Source organism: Streptomonospora nanhaiensis (genome assembly GCF_026642255.1).
Classification (GTDB): Bacteria; Actinomycetota; Actinomycetes; order Streptosporangiales; family Streptosporangiaceae; genus Nocardiopsis; species Nocardiopsis tropica.
In genome coordinates, this window is the sequence record NZ_CP113264.1 from 4,890,162 (window position 1) to 4,916,766 (window position 26,605).

Genomic DNA, 26,605 nt, shown 5'->3' on the forward strand with positions numbered 1-26,605 from the left:
ATGCCGTTGGACCACAACATGTCCGACTCCTCACGCAAAGCGATCGAGGTCCTCACCGGCATCCAGGTCCCCAAAGCCGGCATCAACAACCTCGGCCGCGCCTCGGAGATCTACACCGCCCTGGACCAACGCCTGGCCGTGCTCGAGGACCTGTTCGACCTCAGCCGCAAACACGCCCGCCGCCACTTCGACGGCCACACCGCCGACCGCTACGAACGCTCCCTGGACCAGTTCACCAGAGGCGAGAACAACTACGTCGGCTCGGCCCGCGACAACTCCACCGTCATGTCCGCCGAACTCTTCAAGGCCCGCGCCAACGTCGAGTACATGCACATGATGGTCATCGGCCAGTTCGTCCAGCTCCTGGCCGAGATCGCCTGGGCCATCGCCATGGCCAAGTTCACCTTCGGCGCCTCGCTGAAGTGGATCCCGATCTTCAAGGCCATCCGCAGCCTGGCCATGCGCCGCATCCTGACCTGGCTGCTCATCACCGTGCCCGGCCACCAGATCATCAGCCAGATCTTCGCGAGCATGGACAGCATCATCCAGCGCATCCAGATCGGCAGGGGGACCCGCCACCACCGCGACAGCGCCCTGACCGCGAGCGCCCACAAGGGCGCCGCGATCGAGGGCGTGCTCTCCGCGGTCTTCTCCGCGGGCATGGACGGGCTGTTCAGCAAACACCTGTCCGACCTGTTCAGCAAAGGCCTCACCGACCTCAAACTCCTGCCCGACCCGCCCCCGCTGATCAAAACCGGACCCGACGGGCCCGGCGGGCCGCCCCCGGCCGGCCCGCCCCTGCGCGAGACCCCCGACGGGCCCCCGCCCGGACCGCCCACCGGTCCCCCCGACGGGCCGCCTTCGGGGCCGGTCAAAGACGATCCGCCGCCCCTCAACCGCGACACCGACACCCCGCCACCCCCCGGCGGCGGTGGCGGTCCCGACGGACCCCCCGCCAGGCCCAAGGACGACCCGCCCGCCACCAACCCCGACCGGGGCCCGGACTCCCCCGCGCCCAAGGACACGGGTCCCACACCCGTGCCCGCGCCCAAAGAGGGACCGCCCCCGCCGCCGTCGTTGAACAAGGACCTGGCCGAGGTGTTCGGCCGCCACAACGACGAGTTCCTCGCCCCCTACAACCCCGCCAGCCCCGTCGGCGCCGGCGCCTTCGACAACGCGACCAAGGCCGCCGCCGCCCGTCAGGACTTCGCCGACCTCTTCGCCCGCAACTTCGGCGACCACCTCGGCGAGGCGGCCGCCCGCGACCTGGGACGCGACTACGCCGCCACCCTGGCCCGCCACTGGAACGACCCCGACCTGGGCCGGCACCTGCGCGACACCATCGGCGACCGCCTCCCGCCCCACATGCGCGACCACCTCGCCGACGTCCCCACCAATTTGCAAAAACCCCTGGGCGAGTACTTCTCCACCACCGGCGCCTACACCCAACAGGTCGGCGGCAGCATCGGCACCGGAGCACTCGAGGGCTACCTCGGCGAAGGCCTCGGAAGCCTCGCCGACGGACGCGGCTGGGAGGCCTCCGGCTACTCCGCCACCGCCGGCGCCACCCAAGCCGGCATCCAACAAGGCGCCACCGACGGCATCCTGCACGGCCTCGACCTGTTCAGCAACAAGGACAAACCCGACCTGTCCGAGCCCGAACCGCCCCGGACCGAGAGCAACGCCGCCGACAACCGCAACGGCAACCCCACCGGCCCCCAGGCCCCCGGCCCGTGGACGGGCGGCGGCGAGGACCCCGGCCGGGGCGGCGACCACGCCCCCGGCCCCGACCGCGACCACGCCCCCGACCGCGACCGCGGCGGCCAGGGGTCCCCGGAGCAGGACGGCCACGGCGAAGGCCCCCTCCTGGCCCCGCCGGTCGACGACTCCTCCCGGTACGACCGCGACGACCTCTCCGACATCGACGACGTCCCCGACCTGGTCAGCGACACCGACTCCGACTTCGGCGACACCGACTCCGACTTCGGCGACGCCGACGACCGCGACCAGCCCAACGACGACACCGTCCGCGTCCACCAGGACGAGGACGTGCGCACCCCCTACCCCGACCCCTTCAAGTCCCCCGAGGACGCCAAGGACCCCTACGCCACCACCGAGACCAAACACCCCGGCCTGGGCAACGACCTCTTCCACCCCGGCATGAACGACGGACCCCTGACCGTCAACTTCCTCAACGCCATCGTCCCCGACAACCCCATGGCAGCGCAGAACCCCGGTACCGAACACGGGGACCGCACCACGCCCCAGGAGCGGAGCGGCCAGGAACAGCACACCCCTGCGCCGGTCGTGGCTGCGCCGATCAACCAGGCGGCCCCGACGCCCGCGGGCCAACAGCCCCCCGCGCCCGGTCCGCAGAACCCTGCTTCCGACACCGGCCAGCGCTCCGCGCCCACCGACCGCAACAGCGGTGAACGCTCGCCCCAACGCACCGGTGGCGACACCCGCACCACGGACCCGTCCGCACAACGCTCGACCCGCGACGGCGACGTTGTGCGCACCTCGACCGAAAGCGCACCGCCCGCTCCGGAGTCCGCGACCACCGGCAACACCACCGACCTGGACAAACCGAACAGCCCGACGGACGCACAGCGAACGAACCCCGACAACGCACCCGCCCCCGAACAGCAGACCTCATCGAGCGACACCCCACAGTCCCCGCCTCCCGCTGCCGAAGACAGCAACAGCGACGGCCAACACGACACCGAGGACACCGGACACAACCCCTCCGACCGCGACGGCGAACAGTCCGACGAGCGCGATGAGGGATCCTCCGGGAACGACGACCGATCCCAGGACCGCGACAAAGACCAGCCCGGTGACGACGGGGATCGGTCAGGGGACGAGAACAACGACCGATCCGGCCTCGAGGACAGCGAGGACGGCAAACGCACGGACGACGACACCGAATCCGCGCACGAGGGGGACTCCACCACCGAAGGGGACGGCCAAGAGCGGAGCGGCGAAGGAACCTCTGAGGTCACCCCTGACTCGAACAGGCCCGACACCCAGCGCGACCCGGACCGTCCCGCGGATAACGGTGAGACCTTCGGTCTCTCTACGTCCGGATCTCCGGTTCCTCAAGAGGGCAGTGGTTCTGGTGGGCGGGATGTGCAGCAGGTGGGGGCGGAGCGGTCGGTGCGGTTCACCCCGCCCGATGACGCTGATGACGCCTCCGTGAGCTCGCCTGCCGTGTCGTCCACCGGTCCTGGTGCGGATCGGTCGGTGACCGGTGCCGCGCGGACTCCGGATCCGGATGTCGCTGGTGCTCCGGTGTCCGGGACACCGGTCAACCATCGGTCGGGGGAACCGGCGCCGGTGCGGAATGACCTCCCGGGCTCTGACCGGTGGGGTCAGGAGTCGCAGCCGCAGGTGCGCAAGGTCTCGAGCCTTTTCGCGCAGAGCCTGAAGCTGCCGGAGGGTGCGCCGCCGTTGACGGTGGAGGTGAACACCAACCATGGTCCGATGCGTGCTGAGGTGCGGATCGACAATCTCTTCTTCGAGTCCACGACGAGGAAGATCGATGGTGCGGGTGAGGGGGATCCGTCCTCGGTTCGTGATGTGAAGCTGCGGATCCGTGCTCTTCTTCAACAGGGTGTGGACATGCGGGCTCAGGTCTATGCGTCGATGGCGTTGAAGCGGCATGTCGAGGCGGTGTTCAACGACAAGTTCGTGTTGCCGCGCGGTGGACAGCAGCTGAAGGTGAGCTTCGATCTGGTGAGCCCCAGTTCTGAGGGGGCGCACGCCACGCTGGTCTGGTCTCCGGTGCCGCCTGCGGCTGATGGTGTGCCGCCGGATCTGGGGGCGGATGGTGATGGCCGGGGCGTTGGTGAGGTACTGCGTCGGTTGGGGATGCTGGACGGGGATCCGGCGCGGGGTGAGGACCGCCCGTATGTGGCGCGGCGGACGCTGGAGCGGATCGAGACGATGGTGGAGCCGCGTCCGGCACGCCGCTGGTCCGACCCTCAGAGTGCTGAACCCGCGCGGGTGCACACCGGCCTGGCGGACCCGTCTGCGTGGGAGGCCGCGCGGGCGGCGGCGCCGGTCCACCAGGTGGGCGAATCCGTGGACGCCGACTTCGCCGAACCCATGGCCGACTCCCGCGCGGCCCGGCCGCTGGACCTCGGCCCCGACGGTGACCCGGTGGGCCTCGACGATGACGGCAACCCAGTCGACCTCGACGCCAACGGTGACCCGGTCGACCCGGCGACGGTGCTGGAAAACCCCGACGCCCGGCCCGGCGACCCGGAGCGGTTCGTCAAGGCGGAGATGGACCCCCTGTGGGCCACCCGCAGGTTCGAGTGGGCGCGAATCCCGATTCCGGAGGAACACCGCACGGAGGGGGGCCCGACCCATGTCCTGGAGCTCACCTTCCGCCCTCGGATCCGCCGCGACGAGGACACTCTGACGCCAGAGCGGTACGAGGCGTACGTGCGCGCGTACGAGGCCAAGCTGGACGCCATGTGGAACCGGCAATTCCGGGTCCGCGGGGACGGGACCGTGGTGGGTGCGGACGGCACCCGGATGCACAAACTCGGTGACGACCTGTTCAACACCCTCTTCGGGAAGGAGAGCGTCCCGGACCCGGACGACATGAAGGTGGCCGATTCCGCATCGGGTGCCGAGCCGCCCCCGCCCGGGAGCGGGGACCAACTGCACGTCCGCCTCCTCTTGGCAGACGACTCCACCCCCGCTGCCCAGGTCCATCATGAGATCGACCTGCACGCCCGGCCGGGGGACAGAATCATGGGCACCCATAGCTGGAACGAGACGTTCCCGGTGGAATCGGGTGTCCATGAGACCGCGCACCTGCTGGGGCTGCTCGATGAGTACTTCCAGCCGGGAACGGTTTTCCGGGGGAGCAGGGACGCCGATGCGGTGCGTCCCAGCGACGATGACCACGGCTACGGCCTCATGGGCAACGCATGGACGAAGCGCGGTGCCGACGGGCGGTTGTACGCACGCCGCGACCCCGTTGTGCTGAGCGGGTACCTCGACACGATCGCCTCGGTCGTGGAGCACGGCACGTCCGACTACACGCCGCCGCCACGGGCCGCCGAACTGTCCGACGAGGTGAAGTCGGACATCATCCAGATCCTCGCGCCCGGTCTGGACGCGTCCGACCCGCGGCGGGCCGCCGTCTTCGACCGGTTCGCCCTGGCCACGGACCAACTGATCCGGGGGTGGGACGGTGAGCGGATCGCGGACCAGCTCATCTCTCCCGAGGACGCCGCGGCGCGGGGCGCCGACTCCGGCGCTGACACCCGCGCGGCCCGAGCCCGTGCCGCCTTCGACGCCCAGGTCGACCGCTGGCGGGCCGACGGTCGGCTGGCGCGGGCGCTGGATCTCGTCGACCGGAGCGGGGTGCGCGTGCCCGCCTCCGCCATGACCGATGCGCTGCCCGACCACGTTCGGGGCGAGCTCCAAGACGTGCTGGCCAAGTCCGATGAGCCGGCCTACGTCGACACGCTGGCCGTCTTCGCCGCTGGGCGCGACCACGCCGCGGGCCACGGGCCGATCGACGACATTCCCGCCGTTCAGGGACGTCCTCCCATCACCGCCGGGGACGTGCGAACGCAGATCGACCAGTGGCGTTCCAACGGCGAGCTGGTCGAAGCGCTCGGCGTGCTCGCCGACAACGGCCTGGAGGTGACGGGCGGCGAGTGGATCGGAGCCCTGCCCGACAAAGCGCTGCGAGATGTCGCCCACCACTTGCTCTCCGGGCTGCAACCGGTCTCCGCAGACCCGGGCCTGGATCGGGCGGGGCTGGAGCGTGTGGCCCTGGATGTGTTCGGTGTCGGGTTCGACCAGATGGTGCACCGCTCACCGGCGCGGGACCTCACCGTCACCGTTCCGGACGGCCGACAGGTCCCGGTGTCCGCGACGGAGGTGTACAACCAGCTCAAGGCGTGGCGGAAGCAGGGGGCGCTGGCCGATGTGCTGCGCGTTCTGCGTGGCTCCGACGTCCCCGTTCCCGACGATGTCCTCGCCCGGGCTTCTGGTAGGCGGGTGGTTCCGGTGGGGGCGGGGCGGTCGGTGCGGTTCGCCCCGCCCGATGACGCTGATGACGCCTCCGTGAGCTCGCCTGCCGTGTCGTCCACCGGTCCTGGTGCGGATCGGTCGGTGACCGGTGCCGCGCGGACTCCGGATCCGGATGTCGCTGGTGCTCCGGTGTCCGGGACACCGGTCAACCATCGGTCGGGGGAACCGGCGCCGGTGCGGGACGACCTGCCGGGCTCTGACCGGTCGGGGCAGGAGTCGCAGCCGCCTCCTCCGCCCGGAAAGGGCCGGGGCGGCCACGACATCGTGGCCTTCCCCATGACCGAGAGCACAGGCCGGCCGGGGAACCCCTCTCCGCAGGCCGCGGCGGACAGGATGGCAGAGGCCATCCGTCTCGGAGAGCTGGCCTCGGCCGACATCAAGGACGCGATCAGCGGCTACCAGCGCGCCCAGGACCTGGTCGCCCAGACCCGCGAGGCCGAGAGCCAGGGCCGCCCCGACGCCGCCGACCTGCGCGCCCAGGCCTTCGAGGCCCAGCGCCAGGCCAACGACGCCTACCGCGCCTACGACCACCTCGCCCAGATGCAGGCCGACCTGCTGCGCCCCGACGGCCCGACCACCGTCATGGCCGTCCCGGAGACCACCGGCGGCCCGAGCCGCGACACCGGCCCCGTCCCCCTCGGCGGAACCAGCAGGGACATCCCCCTCGGCACCCTCGACACCGACTCCCCCCTCACGCGCGACGACGGCCCGCCCGACGACCGCGGTACCACCGGGACCGAGAACGACAGGGACCCGAACCGGAGCACCCAGGATGGCCCGCCTCCGCCCCTCACCTACGGCGGCGACTTCGTTCCGGACCGCAGCGGCCAGAGCTACGACCTGGGCTATCTGACCACGTCCACCCTCCTCGGACCGCACATGCTCTTCACCGAGCACCTGCCCGGGTTCGTCCACGACGTCCTGACCGGTACCCCGGGCATGCCCGCCCCCGCACGGCAGGGGATCGTGAACGGTGTGGTCGACATCCTCACCAGGGAGGGGCCCCGCCCCTTCCTGCGCGAGGGCGGGCACACCGTCAGCACCACCCACGACGGGCAGACGTGGAGCGCCGACATCGACCTGCGCCCCGAGGACGGCGAGTTCTACCACGTCGGCACCGAGAACCTGAGCGGTGGCGGGGACTCCAGGTTCCTGAGGCTCCACGACGCCGGCCCCGGGGTGGACTCCAGCGACGGCGGGTCACGCGGCGCGGGCAAGACCGTCGGCACCAAGTTCACGATGAGCCCCCTGTACGTAGCGAGCGCAGGCGGCAACGACATCGGGCCGATCGCGGCCATCGGCGGGCGCGGCGGCATGAAGGTCCGGGGCACCTCCGGGTCGGCCTCGACCAGCGCCAACGCCGCCAGCGGGATCGAACTGCTCGGCGCCCCGAACCTCTACGTCGGCGACCTGCACATGAAGGCCTCCGTCACCGGCCCCGGCCTCACCGCCCCGCGCGTCCAGGAGGGGACCGCGTACAACGGGCTGACCATGAACCTGCCCGGGGAGGTGGTCCCCTCCGACGCACCCCGGCACATCGTGCCCGACAACGGACCGGCGGACGCGAACGGGAACCGTCCACCGGTGAACCGGCCGCTCATCGGCACCGGCCACCCGCTGGAGATCACCCGCTTCTCCCCGGTTCCCCCGGCATCCGGTGACGGAACCGACGGGGACACCGCGGGCACCACCGGCGGGACCGACCGCGGCGGTGAAGGCGACCGCGACGACAGCACCACGACGGACGGCGGCGGCCGTCCGGGGAAGGGCACCCTCGGCACCTGGCTCGCCGACCACTTCCTGGGGACCCCTCCCCAGGGCGGACGGGGCGGCGGCCGCGCCCCCTCCCGACAGGAACGGCGTGACAACCAGTACCGCGAGGCCATCGAGTCCACCTTCGACAACGACCGGGTGCAGCAGTACCTGCCGCAGATGGTCAACAGTTCCGCGCACATCCGGATCGAGATCCCCGGCAGCCGTCCGCGCATCATGCAGATGTGGTCGGTCTCGACCGAGTACAGCCGCAAGGACTTCGCCCCCGGCCTGGCCGACTTCGTGCACAGCAACACCCTCGTCAAGAGCGACTCCTCCGGCGTGAAGCACTCCACCGTGGCCTCCGGCTCGATCGGCGGCGGCTTCGGCATCTGGATCGACCTGCCCAACGGCAGGAGCATCCGGCTCGACGTGCCCTTCGTGGAGTACTCGGCCACGTTCGAGAAGAGCACCGGGACCACCCTGAACACCTCGGGGACCAGCAGCCACGTCGTGCACGCCCCCTCCGGCCACGCGGCCTACGACGTCAAGCGCGACTTCTACGTCCACATCCAGGGCGAGTCGCAGCCGCACCGCTTCGAGGCCGACACCGTCGAGATGCTCACGGTCGAGGACGCCCGCCTGCTCAACGGCGAACCGTCCAAGGCCCCGACCTCGACCGACGGACCGGCCGTGCCGCCCCGGCCCCCGTTCCCGAACCTCGCGGTGGACCACCCCACGGACCTGAGCGGGGCCACCGTACGCGGGTTCGGCCACGCTCCCCCGGCCCCTCCGGCGGACGACACCGCGACGACGGGAACAACAGGCAACACCGACGCCACGAACACGACGGACACCGCCGGGAACGACGACGCCGACGGTGACACGCAGGCGCCCCCCTCACCGCAGCGCCCGTTCTACGACGACCTGGCGTACAACGTGCTCAGCGCCATCTCCGAGAAGCGCCCCGGCATGGTCATCCCGGACCTGGCGCGGACCGACAAGGACTACGCCGTCCGTCCCAGCCGCATGGACCCGGAAGGACCGCTCCGCAGCTTCCGCGAGCGCTGGGGCCTGCGCCGCAACGTGGACGTGGCCCGGGACAACACGCTCAAGGTCATCAAGGCGCTCTCCGAGTCCGGCCTCAAGAGCGGCGCGTCCGACCTGCCCGGCGACGGCATCCCGGTGCGTCTCAAGGAATCCGCCGTGATCGACCCGACGATGCTCCGGCGGGACAAGGGGTCCCGTCCCGACGCCGTGACCGTGCGCGTCTACGGCGACTTCGACCGCCTGGTGCACCAGTTCGACACGACCTCCAGCGGCGGCGCCCGGTTCGCGGGCTCGGCCGGCATCACGACCACGAAGGGGTCGAGCGTCAACCACTCGCTCGGCCTCAACGTGGGCGCGAGCGTGCGCACCGACGAAGGCGCCGACGCGCGCGGCGTCCCCAGGGTCCTGGGAAACCCCTCGGGTTCGCTGAACACCTCCCTGAGCACGGGCAAGGGCTCCAGCCAGGGCCTCTCCCACAGTTCCGAGGAGACGGTCCTGTTCAGCGGGGACTCCGACGTGTGGACGTCCCGCACCCGCTTCACCGCGCGGCTGTTCGAGCACGACGACATCGGCATGGCGCGCGACGACCGGCCCCAGCGCGAACACGGCATCCCGCTCCTGGGGAAGGGGATGGACGCCGAGACCGTCCTCCTCACGCCCAAGATGCCCCCGATGGCCACGGACTCCCCGGCCACCGTGTCCGACCCGGCGGGCACGACCCGCGACGGCGACACCGCCACCTCCTCCGACGGTCAGGAGACGCGGAACACCCCCGCGACCGCCGCGGACACCCGAGGTGAGGACTCCACGCGGACGGACACCTCCGGGGACACGGAGTCCGACACGACCGGCGGCCGGCAGCCGCTCACGCCCGAGCAGGCACGGGACATGATCCGCCGGAACTTCGTCCCGCAGACCACCCCCGGCGGTACGCCGGGCGGTGACCGGGGCGGCCGCTGGACCGTCATCCGGGACGGGGCCGTCCACACCTGGGGACGTCTGTTCGGCGAGAGTGCCCAGGTCGTCACCCCTCCCCCGAACACCACCGCGCCCCCCGCGGGCACCGTGACGACCACCGTCGCCGACGGCAACCGGGCGGTGGTCCTCTCCCCGCCGCCTTCCCCCGGCACCACCGCGGGAACCAACGACAACCAGGCCGTCGTCCTCTCCCCGCCGCCTCCCCCCGGCACCACCGCGGACACCACCTCCGGCACGACGCCGCAGACCGTTCCGGCGGGCGGCGACCGGAACGGGGACGGCGCCCCTGACAGTGGGCCCCAGCAGGGACCGCCGACCCTGAACCAGACCCGCGCCCAGGCGATCCGCGGCATCGGCGGCACCTTCGAGCGCGTCAACACCCACTTCGACACCGGCAGCCGGGGCATGCGCGGGCTGCTGGAGGAGACGTTCCGGACCTTCTCCGAGCCCCGCGGCGGCCTCTACGACGGATTCCGGCTCAAGCTCGACTCCTTCCTCTCCCAGTCGTCCGGAGGCGGCCGACAGTTCGAGAACCACCTGTCGGCGGAGGAACTCGCCACGAGCAAGAGCGCCACCACGCCGTCGGGCTCCCGTATCCGCCAGGAGATGAGCGGCGGTTTCCGGTCACCGCACGACGTCCGCGCCACCGTCGCCACCAAGGTCGAGATCGACACCGTCACCGACTTCCGCCCCGTCGACGCCCAGATGCGGTGGAACGGCGGCACCGAGGTGTTCGTGTCCACCAACTCCTCCCTGACCGGCAGCGTCGGCCTCAAGTTCGGGGGAAGCGGGGGCCGCAACCCGAACCCGCACCCCTCCGACGACTCCCTGCCCACCGAGGCCGTCCGACCGATCCCGCTGGTCGGCCCCTCCATCGCCCGCACGTTCTTCTCGCGCGGCACGTCGAACACCCAGGCGACCGCGTTCACGTCGTCCGTGCTGTTCATCCCGAACATCACCAAGGCGTACGCCTTCCGCGCCTCCGGCCACCTCACCCAGGCGATCGAGTTCGCGAAGAACTGGAGCATCGGGCCTCCCCTGAGCTGGAACACCCGGTTCCACGGGTGGACCGTTCCCGTCAAGGACCTGCTCTCGGGCTACGTGCACTCCCGCGACGCGCAGCAGGCCGACCTGGTCATGGACAAGGCGACCCGCGACGGCGACAGGGTGGACCTGAGTCCGCAGCCCAACCCGAAGAAGCCCGACAACGCACAGGTGCGCCCCGGGTTCGAGGGCAGCGGCAGGCAGGTCCAGCCCGCCGACCCCGGGGCCGCCCTCCAGAACCTGGTGAACGACCTCGCCTCGAACGGGCTGGAGCTGACGGCCGGCGGCCGGGAGCTCCTTCTGCAGAAACTGACCACGCACCTGGGCCAGAACCCGGACTCCACCGTCCCGGTGCCGGTCAAGGTCCGCGCGCTGGGGCCGGAGCCCGGGCCGGACTCGGGGCCGCGACCCATGCGCTCGGCCTCCCCGGGCAAGGTCTACGTGAACCTGACCAGGGACCCGGAACGCACCGACGTCTCGTACGTCGGCCAGTCCGGCTACTACATCGAGTCGCACACGTGGAAGGCGACCGACGCGCACGCCCAGAACCGGGGGACCGGAACGACGGTGGGCGCGGACGGCGTGCTCCTGCAGCCCCTCCCCTACGCCCAGGACGACCAGGGGTCGGACGGGCAGCCGGACCACCGCCCGCTGTTCGCCTCCCCCGCCGGAGCGGTGTCCTCGTCCACGCGCGACGGGAGCTCCACCGGGGCGTCCCAGGACGACGCCCACACCGTCGAACTGCACATGGACACCCCGTACGCGAAGGTCCGCGCGGACACGACCCTGACCCTCACCCTCGAACTCGGCGAGCCCAAGGGCGGGGAGAACGGCAACCCCCCGCGTACGACCTACACGGGCACCGCGGACAGCGGGCGTGTCGAGACGATGTACCCGTTCGCGTACATGACCTTCGACCCCCCGGAGGCGCCCACCACGACCACCGCCGCGGAGGGGGACACGCGGGGAACCGGCGCCGACACGCTGTCGCCGCCGCCCGCCCCGACCGTCACCACGTCCACGGACGGCACCGGATCCACCGGAACGGCGCCGGCCGACCGGGACGCGCCCCCGGCCCCGGAGGGCGGCGACACCACCGGCGACCGGACGCGAACCGACACGCCCGGGAACGACCGGACCGCCGACGGCGACACCGCGCAGCGGTCCCCGGCCCCGATCTACGCGTCGGTGGCCGACGCTTTGCGTGCGTGGACCGGTGACGCGGGCCCCCGGCCGGGCACCGACACCGCCATCACCAAGCCCGCCATGGTGCAGGACGGCGGGCAGGCGCTGCGCGACAAGGCCAACGTCGTCATCGCGCAGACCCTCGGCTGGAAGCCGCCCCCCGGCACCCCCGAGGGCGGGCAGCCCACCCGCGACACGGCGAACGCGGCGCGTGCCTACCTCGCGGACGCCTACGGCCAGGACCCGGTGTACAACGAGATCGACCACAGCCTCAGCGAGAGCGCCGTCAAGGCGGTGTACCCGTCGGCCTCGCACAACGCCGAGGGGGTGGAGTTCACGGACATCGGCCGCACCGAGTGGGGCGCCAAGGTCGTGCCGAGCAGCCGCGGGGCGAAGATCCTGGACGCGCTGCCGGGCAGCCAGCTCAGCGACTCCCGCGTCCACCCCCGGTCGAACAGCGCCGGCGACTCCCACGGCGGGGGCCGGGGCCGGGGCGGGGAGTTCCGCCCCGCCGGGCTGAGCACCGCGGCGGAGGGCATCCCCTACGACGGGCACGAGGGCACCTACACCGGCGCGCCGGGTGTGAACACCAGCTCGTCCCACGGGGCGGAATCGGGCTCCAACCAGGCGGTCAAGGGCTACCAGGAGTCCGACAAGCTCCGCCAGGGGCCCGTCTACCTCATCGAGTACGACGCCACCTGGGCGTTCGGCGCGGGCAGCAAGCTCAAGGCGCCCGCCGCCTTCCACCCGAACGACCCGAGCCTTCCGTCGACCCCGCTCCACAAACGGCCCACCCGCTGGGGCGTGGACGACGTCACGGTGAGGATGGCCGGCTGGTACTCGGAGTCCGACGCGATCGCGATGGGCTTCCTCACGCCGGACCAGGCGAAGGACATGGCCCCCGTCATGGACCGGCTCAACCGGGCGCGGGAGGAGTTCAGCGAGGCGGAGGCCGCGTACGCCGACACCCGGGCCCCGCTGGAGGGCCTGGCCGAGGGGTACGCCGCCGCCCCGGGCGACCGGAGCGCCGAGGACGCCTACAACGCGCAGGAGGACAAGTACAAGGAGGCGCTGTCCGATTTCAACGATCAGATCGACGCCCTGATCGAGACCGTGAACAACACGCGCACCACCCTGGAGGAGGCCGGGCAGGGGACGGACTCCGGGACCGCTCCCCCCGTGCGCACGGTGGGCGGCGACGGAGGCGAGGGGACGACCCGCGCACCGGCCCCCGACGACACGACCACCGGGGACACCGGGAACACGACAACCACGACCACCGGGGACACCGGTGCCGCCACCACGACCACCGGCGGACCCCGGCCGACCGTCACGGTGACCCCGCCGGCCCCGGAGCCCACGGGCCCGGGCGAGGGCCTGGCCGACCGCTTCCTGTCGGAGCTGAACCTCCGTGCGCCGGAGTCGGACACCCCCGCGCCGGACTCCGACGGCTCCCGGAACCCCGAGGACGGCCGGGAGCAGAACACCGGCACCGTGGACGCGCGGGTCCAGCGCGCCTCCGACGCCGCGGACACCGCGGTCCAGGAGGCCCATGACGCACGCGATGCCGCGAACGATCTCGCCACCACCCTGAACCGCGGCACGGCCGACCTCCGGAACGGCATCCGCCTCCTCACGGGCTCCGACGACGGAGCACCCGCCGCCGGGACCGGAGGACGCGCCCCCGCGCCCGCAGCCGACGGCACCTCCGCGCCGGGGGCGATACGACAGGCACAGGACGCACGGACGGCTGCGGACACCGCGCACGACAACGCCACCGCCGCCGACAACGACATCACCGCCACCCGGAACAACGCCACCGGAACGACGCCCGAGCCCCATCGCGGCGCCTTCTTCCAGCGGGTCGGGACGGCAACCTCCGAGGCGGAGAACGCGGACACCGCCGCGACCGAGGCCCATGACACCGCCGACGGGCACGAGGACACCGTCGCCGAGATCGGGACGGACCTCAACGCGACCCCGCCGCGGTACCAGGCGCTCAGCACCGCCGTGGACGGCCTGTCCGGGCAGGACCGGGCCGCTGGCGGGGACCGGGCCGCCGGCGGGGACCGGGCCGCCCAGGACGCGCGCGACCAGGCCGACAGCCTGATCTCCGACCTGGAGGGGATCGCCGATCGCGCCGACACCGCGCGGGCGGAGGCGGAGAGCACCGCGACGGAGGCCGCCGCCGCGCAGACGGACGCCGACGCCGCGAAGACCAAGGCCGACCGGATGGCCGCGGACGCCGAGACCCTGCGGACCTGGGCCGAGGGGGTCAGCACCGAGGCCTCGACCCACCGGGACAGCGCGGATCGGGCCGTCCGGGACGCGCGGAACGCCGGGGCGGCGGCGCAGGGGGCCGCCGACGCCGCCAGGGAGGCCCGTGCGGCGGCGGACGCGGCGAGGGCCAGGGCCGACGAGGTGCGGACGGACGCCGCGGACGCGGCCGGGGACGCCGCCCGGGCCGAGGCCCACGCCCTCTCCGCACGCACCGCGGCGGACCTCGCGGCCCAGGCCGCCGCGAACGCCTCCCGCCCCTCCCCCGGAGGGCAGACGGCGCCGGGTACGACCGGCAGGACCGACCCGACCGGCGGCGAGGGATCGAGCAGCGCCGGCCCCCGGGCAACGACGAACCCGCCGAACACGACCGACGGCTCCCGGGGGACCGCGGACCCGCGGGCGAACGCGGCGCGCCAGGCCGCGGAGGACGCGCGGGCCAGGGCCCAGGAAGCCCGGCGGACCGCCCGCGAGGCGACCGCGCTGGCCCAGCGGACCGCAGAGGACGCGAGGCAACTGGCCCAGCGGGCCGACCGCCTGCGCGCCCGGGCGGACGACGCCGGGCAGGCGGCCACCGACGCCGCCACGCGGGCCGAGGAGGCGCTGGAGACCGCCCAGGAGGTCAGGGACACCGCCGACGCGACCGTGAGGACCGCCGACCGTACCGCCGCCGACGCCCGTCGCGCGCACCAGGAAGCGCAGGAGGCCGCCCAGAAGGCGGAGGCCGCGGCCGAGCGTGCCGCCGAGGCCGCGGAGACCGCCCGGGAGGCCCGCGACGACGCCGAGAAGATCGCCGCCAGCGCCCGGAGGCGCATCACGAGCGTCCGTAACCTCCTGGAGAGGATCCCGGCGGCCGGGGGCCCGGTGCGGACCTCGTCCGAGGGCAGCGGCGACAACCGCCGGTCGGGCGACAGGGACGGCTCCGGTACCGGCACCGGGGGCAGGGGCCGCGGAACGGACGGGGACGGCGGAAGCTCCTCGCGCGGAAAGGGCCGGGGCGGCCACGACATCATCGCCTTCCCCATGACCGAGGTCCCGAACCAACCGGGGAAATCCTCCCCGCAGGCCGCGTCGGACAGGATGGCCGAGGCCATCCGCCTCGGGAAACTGGCCTCGGCGAGCATCAGGGACGCCATCAGCGGCTACCAGCGCGCCCAGGACCTGGTCGCCCAGACCCGCGAGGCCGAGAGCCAGGGCCGCCCCGACGCCGCCGACCTGCGCACCCAGGCCTACCAGGCACAGCGCCAGGCCAACGACGCCTACCGCGCCTACGACCACCTCGCCCAGATGCAGGCCGACCTGCTGCGCCCCGACGGCCCGACCACCGTCATGGCCGTCCTGGAGACCACCGGCGAGTCGAGCCGCGACCCCGGACCCGTCCCCCTCGGCGGAACCAGCAGGGACATCCCCCTCGGCCCCCTCAACACCGACTCCCCCCTCACACGCGACGGCGGCCCGACCGACGACCGGAACACCACCGGGACCGACGACAACCGGGACCCCAACCGGAGCACCCGGGAGGAGGCACCGCCGCCCCCGCCGGAAGGCGGACCGCGGCGCCTCACCTATGCCAGCGACTTCGTTCCGGACCGGGAGGGCCAGGCCTACGACCTGGGCTACCTGACCACGTCCACCCTCCTCGGACCGGACATGCTCTTCACCGAGCACCTGCACGGGTTCGTCGACGACGTCCTGGCCGGCACGCCTGACATGCCCGCCCCCGCACGGCGGGCGATCCTGGACGGCGTGGTCGACATCCTCGACAGGGAGGGACCCCGCCCCTTCCTCCGCGAGGGCGGGCACACCGTCAGCGCCACCCACAACGGGCAGACGTGGAGCGCCGACATCGACCTGCGCCCCGAGGACGGCGAGTTCTACCGCTTCGACATGCAGACCCTGAGCGGCGGCGAGGACTCCAGGCGGCTGAGGCTCCACGGCGCCGGCCCCGGGGTGGACTCCAGCGAGAGCGGGTCACACGGCCAGGGCAAGACCGCCGCCTTCAAGGTGTCGGTGAACCCCTTGTACGTCGGCAGCATCGGCGGCAACGACGCGGGCCCGATCCTCTCCGGCGGCGGGCGCGGCGGCAAGAAGGTCCGGGGCACCTCCGGGTCCGCCTCGACCAGCGCCAACGCCGACACCGGCATCGAACTGCTCGGCCCCCTGACCCCCTACGTCGCCGACCTGCACATGAAGGCCTCCGTCACCGGCCCCGGCCTCACCTCCCCCCGTGTCCAGGAGGGGACCTCGCACAACGGGCTGAGCATGAACCTGCCCGGGGAGGTGGTCCCCTCCGACGCACCCCGGCACATCGAGCCCAAGAACGGCCCGGCGGACGCGGACGGGAACCGCCCACCGGTGAACCGGCCGTTCATCGGCGCCGGCCACCCGCTCGAGATCACCCGCTTCTCGCCGGCATCGGACGGCGGGACCGACCGGGACACCGCGTCCGGTGACGGAGGGACCGACCGCAGCGGCAGCACCACCACGACGGGCGGCGGCCGGAAGGACACCCTGGGCACCTGGCTCGCCGACCACCTCCTGGGGCCCCGTCCCAAGGGGGGCCGGGGCGGCGGCCGCACCCCGTCCAAGAAGGAGCAGAGCGACGACCAGAACCGCACATGGATCGAGTCCACCTTCGACAACGACCGGGTGCTGCAGTACCTGCCGCAGATCTCCAACGGGTCCTCGCAGATCCGGATCGTCTTCCCCACCGGCTCTTCCCGCCCTCCCCGCACCATGGAGATGTGGTCGGTCTCGACCGAGTACGACCGCAAGGACTTCGCCCCCGGCCTGGCCGACTTCGTCCACGGCAACACCCTCGTCAAGAGCGACTCCTCCACCGTGAAGAGCTCCACCGTGGCCTCCGGCTCGATCGGCGGCGGCTTCGGCATCTGGCTCGAACTGCCCAACGGCAAGAGCATCCGGCTCGACGTGCCCTTCGTGGAGTACTCGGCCACGTTCGAGAGGAGCACGGGGACCACCCTGAGCACCTCGGGGACCAGCAGCCACGTCGTGCACGCCCCCGCCGGCCACGCGGCCTACGACGTCAAGCGCGACTTCTACGTCCGCCTCGACGGCGAGGAGGCGCACCGCTTCGAGGCCGACACCGTCGAGATGCTCACGGTCGAGGACGCCCGCCTGCTCAACGGCGAACTCCCCAAGGTCCCGACCTCGACCGACGGGCCGACCGCGCCGCCGCGGCCCCCGTTCCCGAACCTCGTGGCGAACGGCCCCACGGACAAGCTCACGGACCTGAGCGGGGCCACCGTGCTCGGGTTCGGCCAAGCTTCCCCGGTCGCCTCGGAGAACCACGGCGAAGCGACGGACGGCACCGACACGACCGGCACCACCGCGGACACGGGTGTCGCGGACACGGCAAGCACCACCGGGGACGACGACGCGGATGCCGGCCCCCCGAAGCCCGACGCACCGCAGCGCTCGTTCTACGACGACCTGGCGTACAACGTGCTCAAGGGCATCGCCGAGAAGCACCCCGGCATGGTCATCCCGGACCTGGGGAGGACCAGGAAGAACTACGCCGTCCGCCCCAGCCACATGGCGCCGGACACGGTCCGCAGCTTCCGCGAGCGCTGGGGTTTCCGCCGCAACGCGGACGTGGCACGCGAGAACACCCTCAAGGTCATCAAGGCGCTCTCCGAGTCCGGTCTCAAGAGCGGCGCGTCCGCCCTGCCCGGCGACGGCATCCCGGTCCGCCTCCAGGAAACCGCCGTGATCGACCTGACGACGCTCATCAAGGACAGGGGCCTGCGCCCCGACTTCGTGACCTTGCGCGTCTACGGCGAGTTCGACCCCCTGGTGCACCAGTTCGACACGACCTCCAGCGGCGGCGGCCGATTCGGGGGGTCGGCCGGCATCACGACCACGAAGGGGTCGAGCCTCAACCACTCGATCAGCACCACCGTGGGCGGCAGTGTGCGCACCGACGAAGGCGCCGACGCGCGCGGCGTCCCCCGGGTGCTGGGGAACCCGGCGGTCGCGCTGCTCACCTCGTGGGGCACCGGCAAGGAATCCGTGCAGAGCCTCTCCCACGGCTCCGAGGAGACGGTCCTGTTCAACGGGGACTCCGACGTGTGGACGTCCCGCACCCGCTTCACCGCGCGGCTGTTCGAGCACGACGACATCGGGATGGCGCGCGACGACCGGTCCCAGCGCGAACACGGCACCCCGCTCCTGGGGGACGGGTTGGACACCCACACGGTCCTCCTCACGCCCAAGGTGCCCCCGACGGCCTCGGACTCCCCGGCCACCGTGTCCGATCCGGCGGGCACGACCCCCGACGACGGGACCGGGGGGCGGGAGGGGCGCACCCCCGAGACCACCGCCGACACCGGGGGAGAGGACTCCACGCGGACGGACGCCTCCGGGGACACGGAGTCCGACACGACCGGGGGCCGGCAGCCGCTCACATACGACGAGTCGCGGCGCATGCTCCGCGGGGACTTCGTCCCGCGGCCCACCCCCGGCGGTGACCGGGGCGGCCGCTGGACCGTCATCCGGGACGGGGCCGTCCACACCTGGGAGCGCCTGGTCGGCGGAGGCTCCGAGACCGTCACCCCTGCCCCGAACACCACCGCGCCCCCTGCGGGCACCGTGACGACCACCGGCACCGTGACGACCACCGGCGCCGACGGCAACCAGACGGCGGTCCTCTCCCCACCGCCTCCCCCCGGCACCACCACCGACACCACGACCGCAACGGCACCGAACACCACCGCGCCCCCTGCGGGCACCGTGACGACCACCGGCACCGTGACGACCACCGGCGCCGACGGCAACCAGACGGCGGTCCTCTCCCCACCGCCTCCCTCCGGCACCACCACCGACACCACGACCGCAACGGCACCGAACACCACCGCGCCCGGAGGCGAGCGGGACGGGGGCACCACCCGGGACAGTGGGCCCCAGCAGGGCCCTCTGCCCCTGAGCCAGACCCGCGCCCGGGCGATCCGCCGCATCGGCGGCACCGTCGAACGCGTCAACACCCACTTCGACACCGGCAGCCGGGGCATGCGCGGGCTGCTGGAGGAGACGTTCCGGACCTTCTCCGAAACGCGCAGCGGTCTCCACGACGGATACCGGCGCAAGCTCGAGTCGTTCCTCTCCCGGGCGTCCGGGAACGGTCTGCGGTTCGAGAACCACTCGTCGGCGGAGGAGCTCGCCGCGAGCAAGAGCGCGGCAACGTCCTGGGGCTCCCGGATGCGCCTGGAGATGAGCGGCGGTCTCTGGTCACCGCACGACATCCGCGCCACCATCGCCACGAAGGTCGAGGCCGACGAGGTCACCGACATGCGCCCCGTCGAAGCCCAGATGCGGTGGGGCGGCAGCAGCGAGACGACCCTGTCCACCACCACCTCCCTGACCCGCAGCGTCGGGCTCAGGTTCGGAGGCAGCGGGGGCCGCAACCCCAACCCGCACCCCTCCGACGGGTCCCTCCCCAACGAGGCCGAGCGACCGATCCCGCTGGTCGGCCCCTCCCACACCCGCACGTTCTTCTCCCGGAGCACGTCGAACACCCGGGCGACCGCGTTCACGTCGTCGGTGCTGTTCATCCCGAACGACACCAAGACGTACGCCTTCCGCGCCTCCGGCAAGCTCACGCAGGCGATCGAGTTCCTGAAGAACTGGAGCATCGGACCGACCCTGACGTGGAAAACCCTGTACCTCGGGTGGACCGCTCCCGTCAAGGACCTGCTCGCCGGCTATGTGCACTCCCGCGACGCCCATCAGGACAAGCTGGTGCAGGACCGGGCGGTCCGCGACGGCGACAAGGTGCACCTGGGCGCACAGCCCAACCCGAAGAAGCCCGACAACGCCCGGGTGCGCCCCGGGTTCGAGGACAACGGCAGGCAGCTCCATCCCGCCGACCCCGGGGCCGCCCTCCAGAACCTGGTGGACGACCTCGCCTCGAACGGGCTGGAGCTGACGAAGCAGTCGCGCGAGAACCTGCTGCAGAAACTGACCACGCACCTGGGCCAGAACCCCGACTCCACCGTCCCGGTGCCGGTGGAGGTCCACGCGCTGGGGTCGGAGTCCGGGCCGGACTCGAAGCCGCGGGCGCAGCACTGGAGCACCGAGGCGAAAGTCTTCGTGAACCTGACCAGGGACCCGAAACCGGCCGAGGTCTCGTACCCCGGCCAGTCCGGCTACTACATCGAGTCGCACAAGTGGACGCAGACCCAGGCGGGTTCGCAGACCAGGGGGACCGGGAACTCGTCGAGCCTGGACGGTGTGCTGTTGCAGCCCACCTCCTACCCCCAGGACGAACAGGGGCCGGACCAGCAGCCGGGCCACCGCCCGCTGTTCGCCTCCCCCGCCGGAGCGCTGTCCTCCTCCACGAACGACAGCCGCACCTCCGGGGAGTCCCGGGACGACACCCACACCGTCGAACTGCACCTGGACACCCCGTTCGCGAAGGTCCGCGCGGACACGACCATGACCCTCACCCTCGAACTCGGCGCGCCCAAGGGAGGGCGGAACGGCAACCCCTCGCGCGCGGTCTACACGGGCGAGGCGGACAGCGGACAGGTCGACACGCTGTACGCGTTCGCGTACATGGACTTCGACCCCCAGGCGGAGACCACCACGGACACCGTCACGGAGGGGGACACGCGGGGAACCGGCGCCGACCTGCTGTCGCCGCCGCCCGCCCCGACCGTCACCACCTCCACCGACGGCGCCGAATCCACCGGGACCGACCGGGACACCCCCCCGGCCCCGGAGGGCGACGACACCACCGGCGACCGGACGCGAAACGACACCACCGGGGACGACCGGGCCGCCACCCCTCCTTCGAACGACGGCGCGACGCAGCTGCCCGTAGTCCCCAAGGACGCGTCCGCGCCCGACCTGCTGCGCGCCTGGGCAGACAACGCGGGTCCCAGGCCCGGCAACGACTCCGCCCTCGCACTGCCGGCCATGGTCGAGAACGACGGCCAGGCCCTGCGCGACCAGGCCAACATCGTCTTCGCACGGTCCTTGGGCTGGAAGCCGTCCACCGACACCCCCGCCGAGGGGCAGCCCACCAGCACCACGACGAAAGCGGAGTCCACCAGCGCCACGACGAAAGCGGAGCGCACCAGCGCCGAGGCGAAAGCGGCGCGTGCCTACCTCGCCGCCGAGTACGGCCAGGACCCCGTGTACAACGACATCGATCACAGCTTCAGCAAGGGGGCCATCAAGGCGGTGGTCCAGTCGGCCTCACGCGAGCAGGAGGGGGTGCAGTTCGCAGACCTCAACCGCACCCAGTGGGGCGCCAAGGCCCTGACGAGCACCCGCGGAGCGAAGATCCTGGACGCGCTGCCGGGCGGCCAGCTCAGCGACTCCCGCACCCGGTCCCGGACGCACAGCGCCGGCACCTCCCACGGCGGGAGCCGAGGCCGCGGGGCGGAGATGCGCCCCTCCGCGCTGAGCACCGAGGTCGACGGCATCCGCTACGAGGGGCACGAGGGCAACTACACCGGTACGGCTGGACTGAACACCAGTTCGTCCAACGGGTCCGGAAGCGGCTCCAACCAGGCGGTCAAGGGCTACCAGGAGTCGGACCAGCTCCGCCAGGGGCCCGTCTACCTCATCGAGCACGACACCACCTGGGCGTTCGCCGCAGGCAGCAAGCTCAAGACGCCCGCCGCCTTCCACTCGGAGGACCCGAGCCTTCTGTCGACCTCGCCCTCCTCCCGGCCCACCCGCTGGGCCATGGGCCAAGTCACGATCCGGACGGCCGAGTGGTACTCGGAGTCCGACGCGATCGCGATGGGCTTCCTCACCCCGGAGCAGGCGAAGGACACGGCCCCCGTCGTGAAGCAGCTGGCCAAGACTCGCAAGGAGTTCACCGAGGCGGAGGCCGAGTACGCCGACACCCGGGCCCCGCTGGAGGGCCTGGCCGAGAGGTACGCCGCCAAGCCGGCCGACGAGCGAGCCGAGAGCGCCTACAACGCACAGGAGAAAAAGTACGAAGATGCCCTGAAAGCCTTCAACAAGCAGATCGACGCCCTGGGAGCGGCCACGAACACCGTGCGCACCACTTTCGGGGGCGTCGGCCAGGGGACGGACGGCGGGACCGCTCCCCCCGCCCGCACGCCGAGCGGCGACGGCAGCGGAGAGACGACCCGCGCACCGGCCCCCGCCGACAACACCACGGCCACCGGCACGACCGGCACCCCGGCCACCGGCAGTACCGACAACACCGGTGTCACTTCCGGAACCACCACGAGCACCGGCAACACCGGTGACGTCACCACGACCACCGGCGCGCCCCTGCCGAGCATCATCGTGACCCCGCCGGCCCCGGAGCCCGCACCCACAGAGCCCGCACCCACGGAGCCCGCACCCACGGAGCCGCGCCAGAACCTGGTCGACCACTTCCGGACGGCGTTGAACCTCGAAGTTCCGAAGTCAGACTCCCCCGTCCAGGAGACCGAGGGCGGCCTGGATCAGAACACGGACACCATTGACGCGCAGGTCCAGCGCGCCTCCGACGCGGCGGACACCGCGGCCCAGGCGGCCCGTGACGCACGCGTTGCCGTGAACGGCCTCTCCACGACCCTGGACCGCGGCAGGGCCGACCTACAGGACGGAAACCGCTTCCTCGAAGGCTCCGGCGGTGAAGTACCCGCCGCGGGGACGGAGGGACGCTCCCCCTCGCCGGGGGCGGTACGGCAGGCACAGGACGCACAGCAAGCGGCGGACACCGCGCACGACAACGCCACGACCGCCGACAGGGACGTCACCGCCACCCGGAACAACGCCACCGCGACGGCGCCCGTACGCGATCAGCGGGCCCTCCTCGGACAGCTCCGCACGGCCGTCTCCGAGGCGGAGGGAACGGTCACGCCCGCGGCCGACGCCCAGCGCACCGCGGAGCGGCACGCGCAGACCGTCACCGGGCTCGGAAACGAACTCGACGGGGCCCGGACACGGCACCAGGAACTCAGCACCGTCGTGGAGGGCCTGTCCGGGCAGGACCGGGCCGCCGGCGGGGACCGGGCCGCCCAGGACGCGCGTGTCCGAGCGGACGACCTGATCTCCGAGCTGGAGGGGGTCGCCGGTCGCGCCGACACCGCGCGGGCGGAGGCGGAGGCGTCGCGAGCCGAGGCCGAGACGGCGCAGACGGACGCGGACGCCGCGAAGACCAAGGCCGACCGGATGGCCGCGGACGCCAAGAAGCTGCAGACGTGGGCCGAGGCCCTCGACAAGAGCGCGTCCGGCCAGCGGGACGACGCGAACCGGGCCGCCGAGGACGCGCGGAACGCCAGGACGGCGGCACGGGGAGCCGCCGAGGCCGCCAAGGAGGCCCGCAAGGCCGCGGACGCGGCGAAGGCCAAGGCCGACGAGGTGCAGGAAAAGGCCGCGAACGCCGTCAAGGCCGAAACCGACGCCCGCGCGGCCCGCACCGCCGCGGACCGCGCGGTCCAGGCGGCGGCGAACGCCCCCCTCCCCTCCCCCGAGACGCGGACGGCGTCGACCGGCACCGACCTCCGGGAGACGACCGGCACCCCTGAGAACACCGCTCTGCGAGACGCGGAGAACGCACGGGAACGGGCCAAGGAGGCCCACCAGACCGCCCGCGAGGCGGCGAAGACCGCGGCCAGGGCACACGAGGAAGCGGAGAAGGCGGCTCAGGAGGCCGACAACCTGCGCGAGAGGGCCGACGCCGCCGAGCAGGATGCCCGAAAGGCCGCCGCACGCGCGAGGAACGCACAGAAGATCGCCGAGAGGGCCCGGGACTCCGCAGGGAAGATCGTGGAGATCGCCCGCGCAGCCGCCACCGACGCCGGTCAGGCACACAAGGACGCGCAGGGGGCCGCCGAGAAGGCGAAGACCGCGGCCGAGCGTGCCGCGGAAGCCGCGAAGACCGACCGGAAGGCCCGCGACGACGCCAAGGAAATCGCGGACAACGCCCGGAAGGACGCCGCCGACGTACGGGAGCTGCGGGAGAGGATCCCGGCGGCAGTGGAGCCGGGGAGGACGCCGTCCGAGAACGACCGGAAGAAGGACGGCGACGAGGACGGGAGCCGGGACGGGGACGGTTCGGGCAGCAGCGGCGACCGGGGCGACGACAACGGCAGCGACGACAACGGCAGCGACGGCAACCGCTCCGACGGCGAGCGCAACTCCGGCACCGGGCACGAGGACGACAGCAGGCGCGGGGGCGAGGACAGGGACCGCGGAACGGACGGGGACGGCGGACGCTCCACGCGCGGGGACGGCCGGGGCGACCGCGACAGCGGCGACCCGGCCCAGCGCGACACCGACTCGGACACCGACTCGCTCCCGGACCTGACCTCCGACTCGGACTCGGACTCGGACGACAGCGACGACGGCATGTCCCTGGACGACGACTTCTACGGCCCTCCGCCGGCGGTGCGCACGCAGGAGCCGGCTCTTGCCGATTCCGGCGACCCGTGGGCCGACAACCCCCCGACCGGGCCCGATCTCAGCGCCCTCATCGCCGCGGACAAGAAGAAGGACGACAGGCCCTCGACGGTCGAGGACGTCGTCGCCGACCTCACCTACCGCTACCGGCCCGAGGACATCGGGCACCACACCGCCCAGGACGCACAGATCCAGGTCTTCATGGCGGGCCACCACCGGAGCCGCCACGGCCGCCGCACGGAGGCCGACCCCTCCGAGCAGTACACGGACACCGACGGCTACGAGGCCGCCCCGGGCCCGGCCTACCCCGCCGGAACGCAGGTCTCCCAGTACCCCGCCCCGATCCAGTACACCCAGGACCCCACCGGGACCCACGACTCCTCCGCGGCGGCCTACGACCAGCCGCCCACGGCCCCGACCGAGGAGACCGCACAGGCCCAGGACGGGAACCAGGACGAGCGGACCGCAGCGCTCATGCTGTGGAACGGGACCTTCACCGGTATCGAGGACCTCGCCGCCACCACCGGATTCGACGTGGTGAGCCAGGAACAGCTCGTCGAGGACGGCTCCGACGGCAATACCTCGCTCATGCGCTTCGAGAACGGCGCGCAGGCGGTCTACAAGGACACCGAGGAGACCACCTTCGCCCGTGAGCGCGCCGACGCCGAGCAGCTCGCCTCACTGGTGGGCCGCGCCATCGGCGCCAACGTCCCCGGTGTCCTGCGCATCGGCGAGTACGAACTGTTCATGCACTTCATGAACGGCGTATCCGGGTTCACCCACTTGGACAACCCGCGATCCCCGCTCCTGAACACGCGGGACGGACACGTGCTGGGCCTGCTGGACCTGCTGATCGCCAACGGCGACCGCAATCCGGGCAACTGGCTGGACCAGGGCAACGGGCACGTGGCGGGCATCGACCACGGCAAGGCCTGGTTCAAGTACGAGCACACGCCGGAGGACCCCACCGACCTGGAGGGGCTGGCCTACATCAACGGCATGCGGCCCTTCTACGACTTCGAGGCCAATGCGTGGATCGCCAACCCGCTGACGCGGGCCGACATCCGGTTCCTGCGGACCCGGCTCGCCGGGCTCTACGGCGAGTTCGTCCGCCTGGGCAGGTCCGACTGGTTCGACGAGATGATGGAGCGCTTCGACATGCTGGCCCGCAACGCACGGGGGACCGCCAGCCTCTTCCCAGGAGGCGGCCGGTGACCCGTGTGCTCTATGTCCAGGACCGCCGCACACAGCGGACACGGCCGTTTCTGACGCTGCACGACGACGGCACCCTCACCGGCCACGACCCTGCGACGGCCGACGCGATCCCACGGCTGCGCGCCACGCGCGGCTGGTCCGGGGAGCAGGTATTCGACGACTGCGCCGCGCAGTCCAACGCCTACGTCCGCTACTTCGAAGAACCGGCGTGACCACGGCCGGCATCACCCCCACGGCGCGTCGGCCCATGGCGCCAATGGGACGAACAAGGACGGTTCCTCCGCGAGACCGTCCACGACGCCCTGGGCAACAGGATCATCGCCCGCGAGGAGCACAGGCCCCCGCACGCCTCGCCCACGCCCCCGGGACCGGCGAAGAGCACCCCGTCCCCCGGCTCTGAGAAGCGCGACGAGTTCTCCCTTCCTTTCCAGCGCCGGATCGCGAAGAATGCGATTCTCCTCGCAGGCGCACTTCTTACTGCCCCTCTGCACCCAGCTCCCCAGGACTCCGCCCCTGGCGACACAAAGGCGCATCACACGAATCGCAGAAGCGAATTCTTGAAAAACAGGATCTGAACGCCCGCCCGCTGGCACGCGACCGCCGCTCGGACTCCTCAGCACACGCCGCCCCTTCCGATGCCGCTCCTTCAGAA

At 72.3% G+C, this 26,605-nt stretch carries 2 protein-coding genes; both read left to right on the top strand.

Translation table 11 applies throughout. The annotated features are described in order from the left end of the window. On the top strand, nucleotides 1-25,953 hold the full coding sequence (locus tag OUQ99_RS21360; RefSeq protein ID WP_267945572.1) for a hypothetical protein: 25,953 nt from the start codon (nucleotides 1-3) through the stop codon (nucleotides 25,951-25,953). Continuing rightward, nucleotides 25,950-26,165: a hypothetical protein gene (locus tag OUQ99_RS21365; RefSeq protein WP_267945573.1), complete on the top strand. Its 216-nt coding sequence runs from the start codon at nucleotides 25,950-25,952 to the stop codon at nucleotides 26,163-26,165. Before OUQ99_RS21360 ends, OUQ99_RS21365 begins: the two co-directional genes overlap by 4 nt. Nucleotides 26,166-26,605: the final 440 nt, after the last annotated feature.

Bases quoted from the DNA above. Each gene is read 5' to 3' on its own strand.
- OUQ99_RS21360 (WP_267945572.1), top strand. From the start codon at position 1: ATGCCGTTGGACCACAACATGTCCGACTCCTCACGCAAAGCGATCGAG.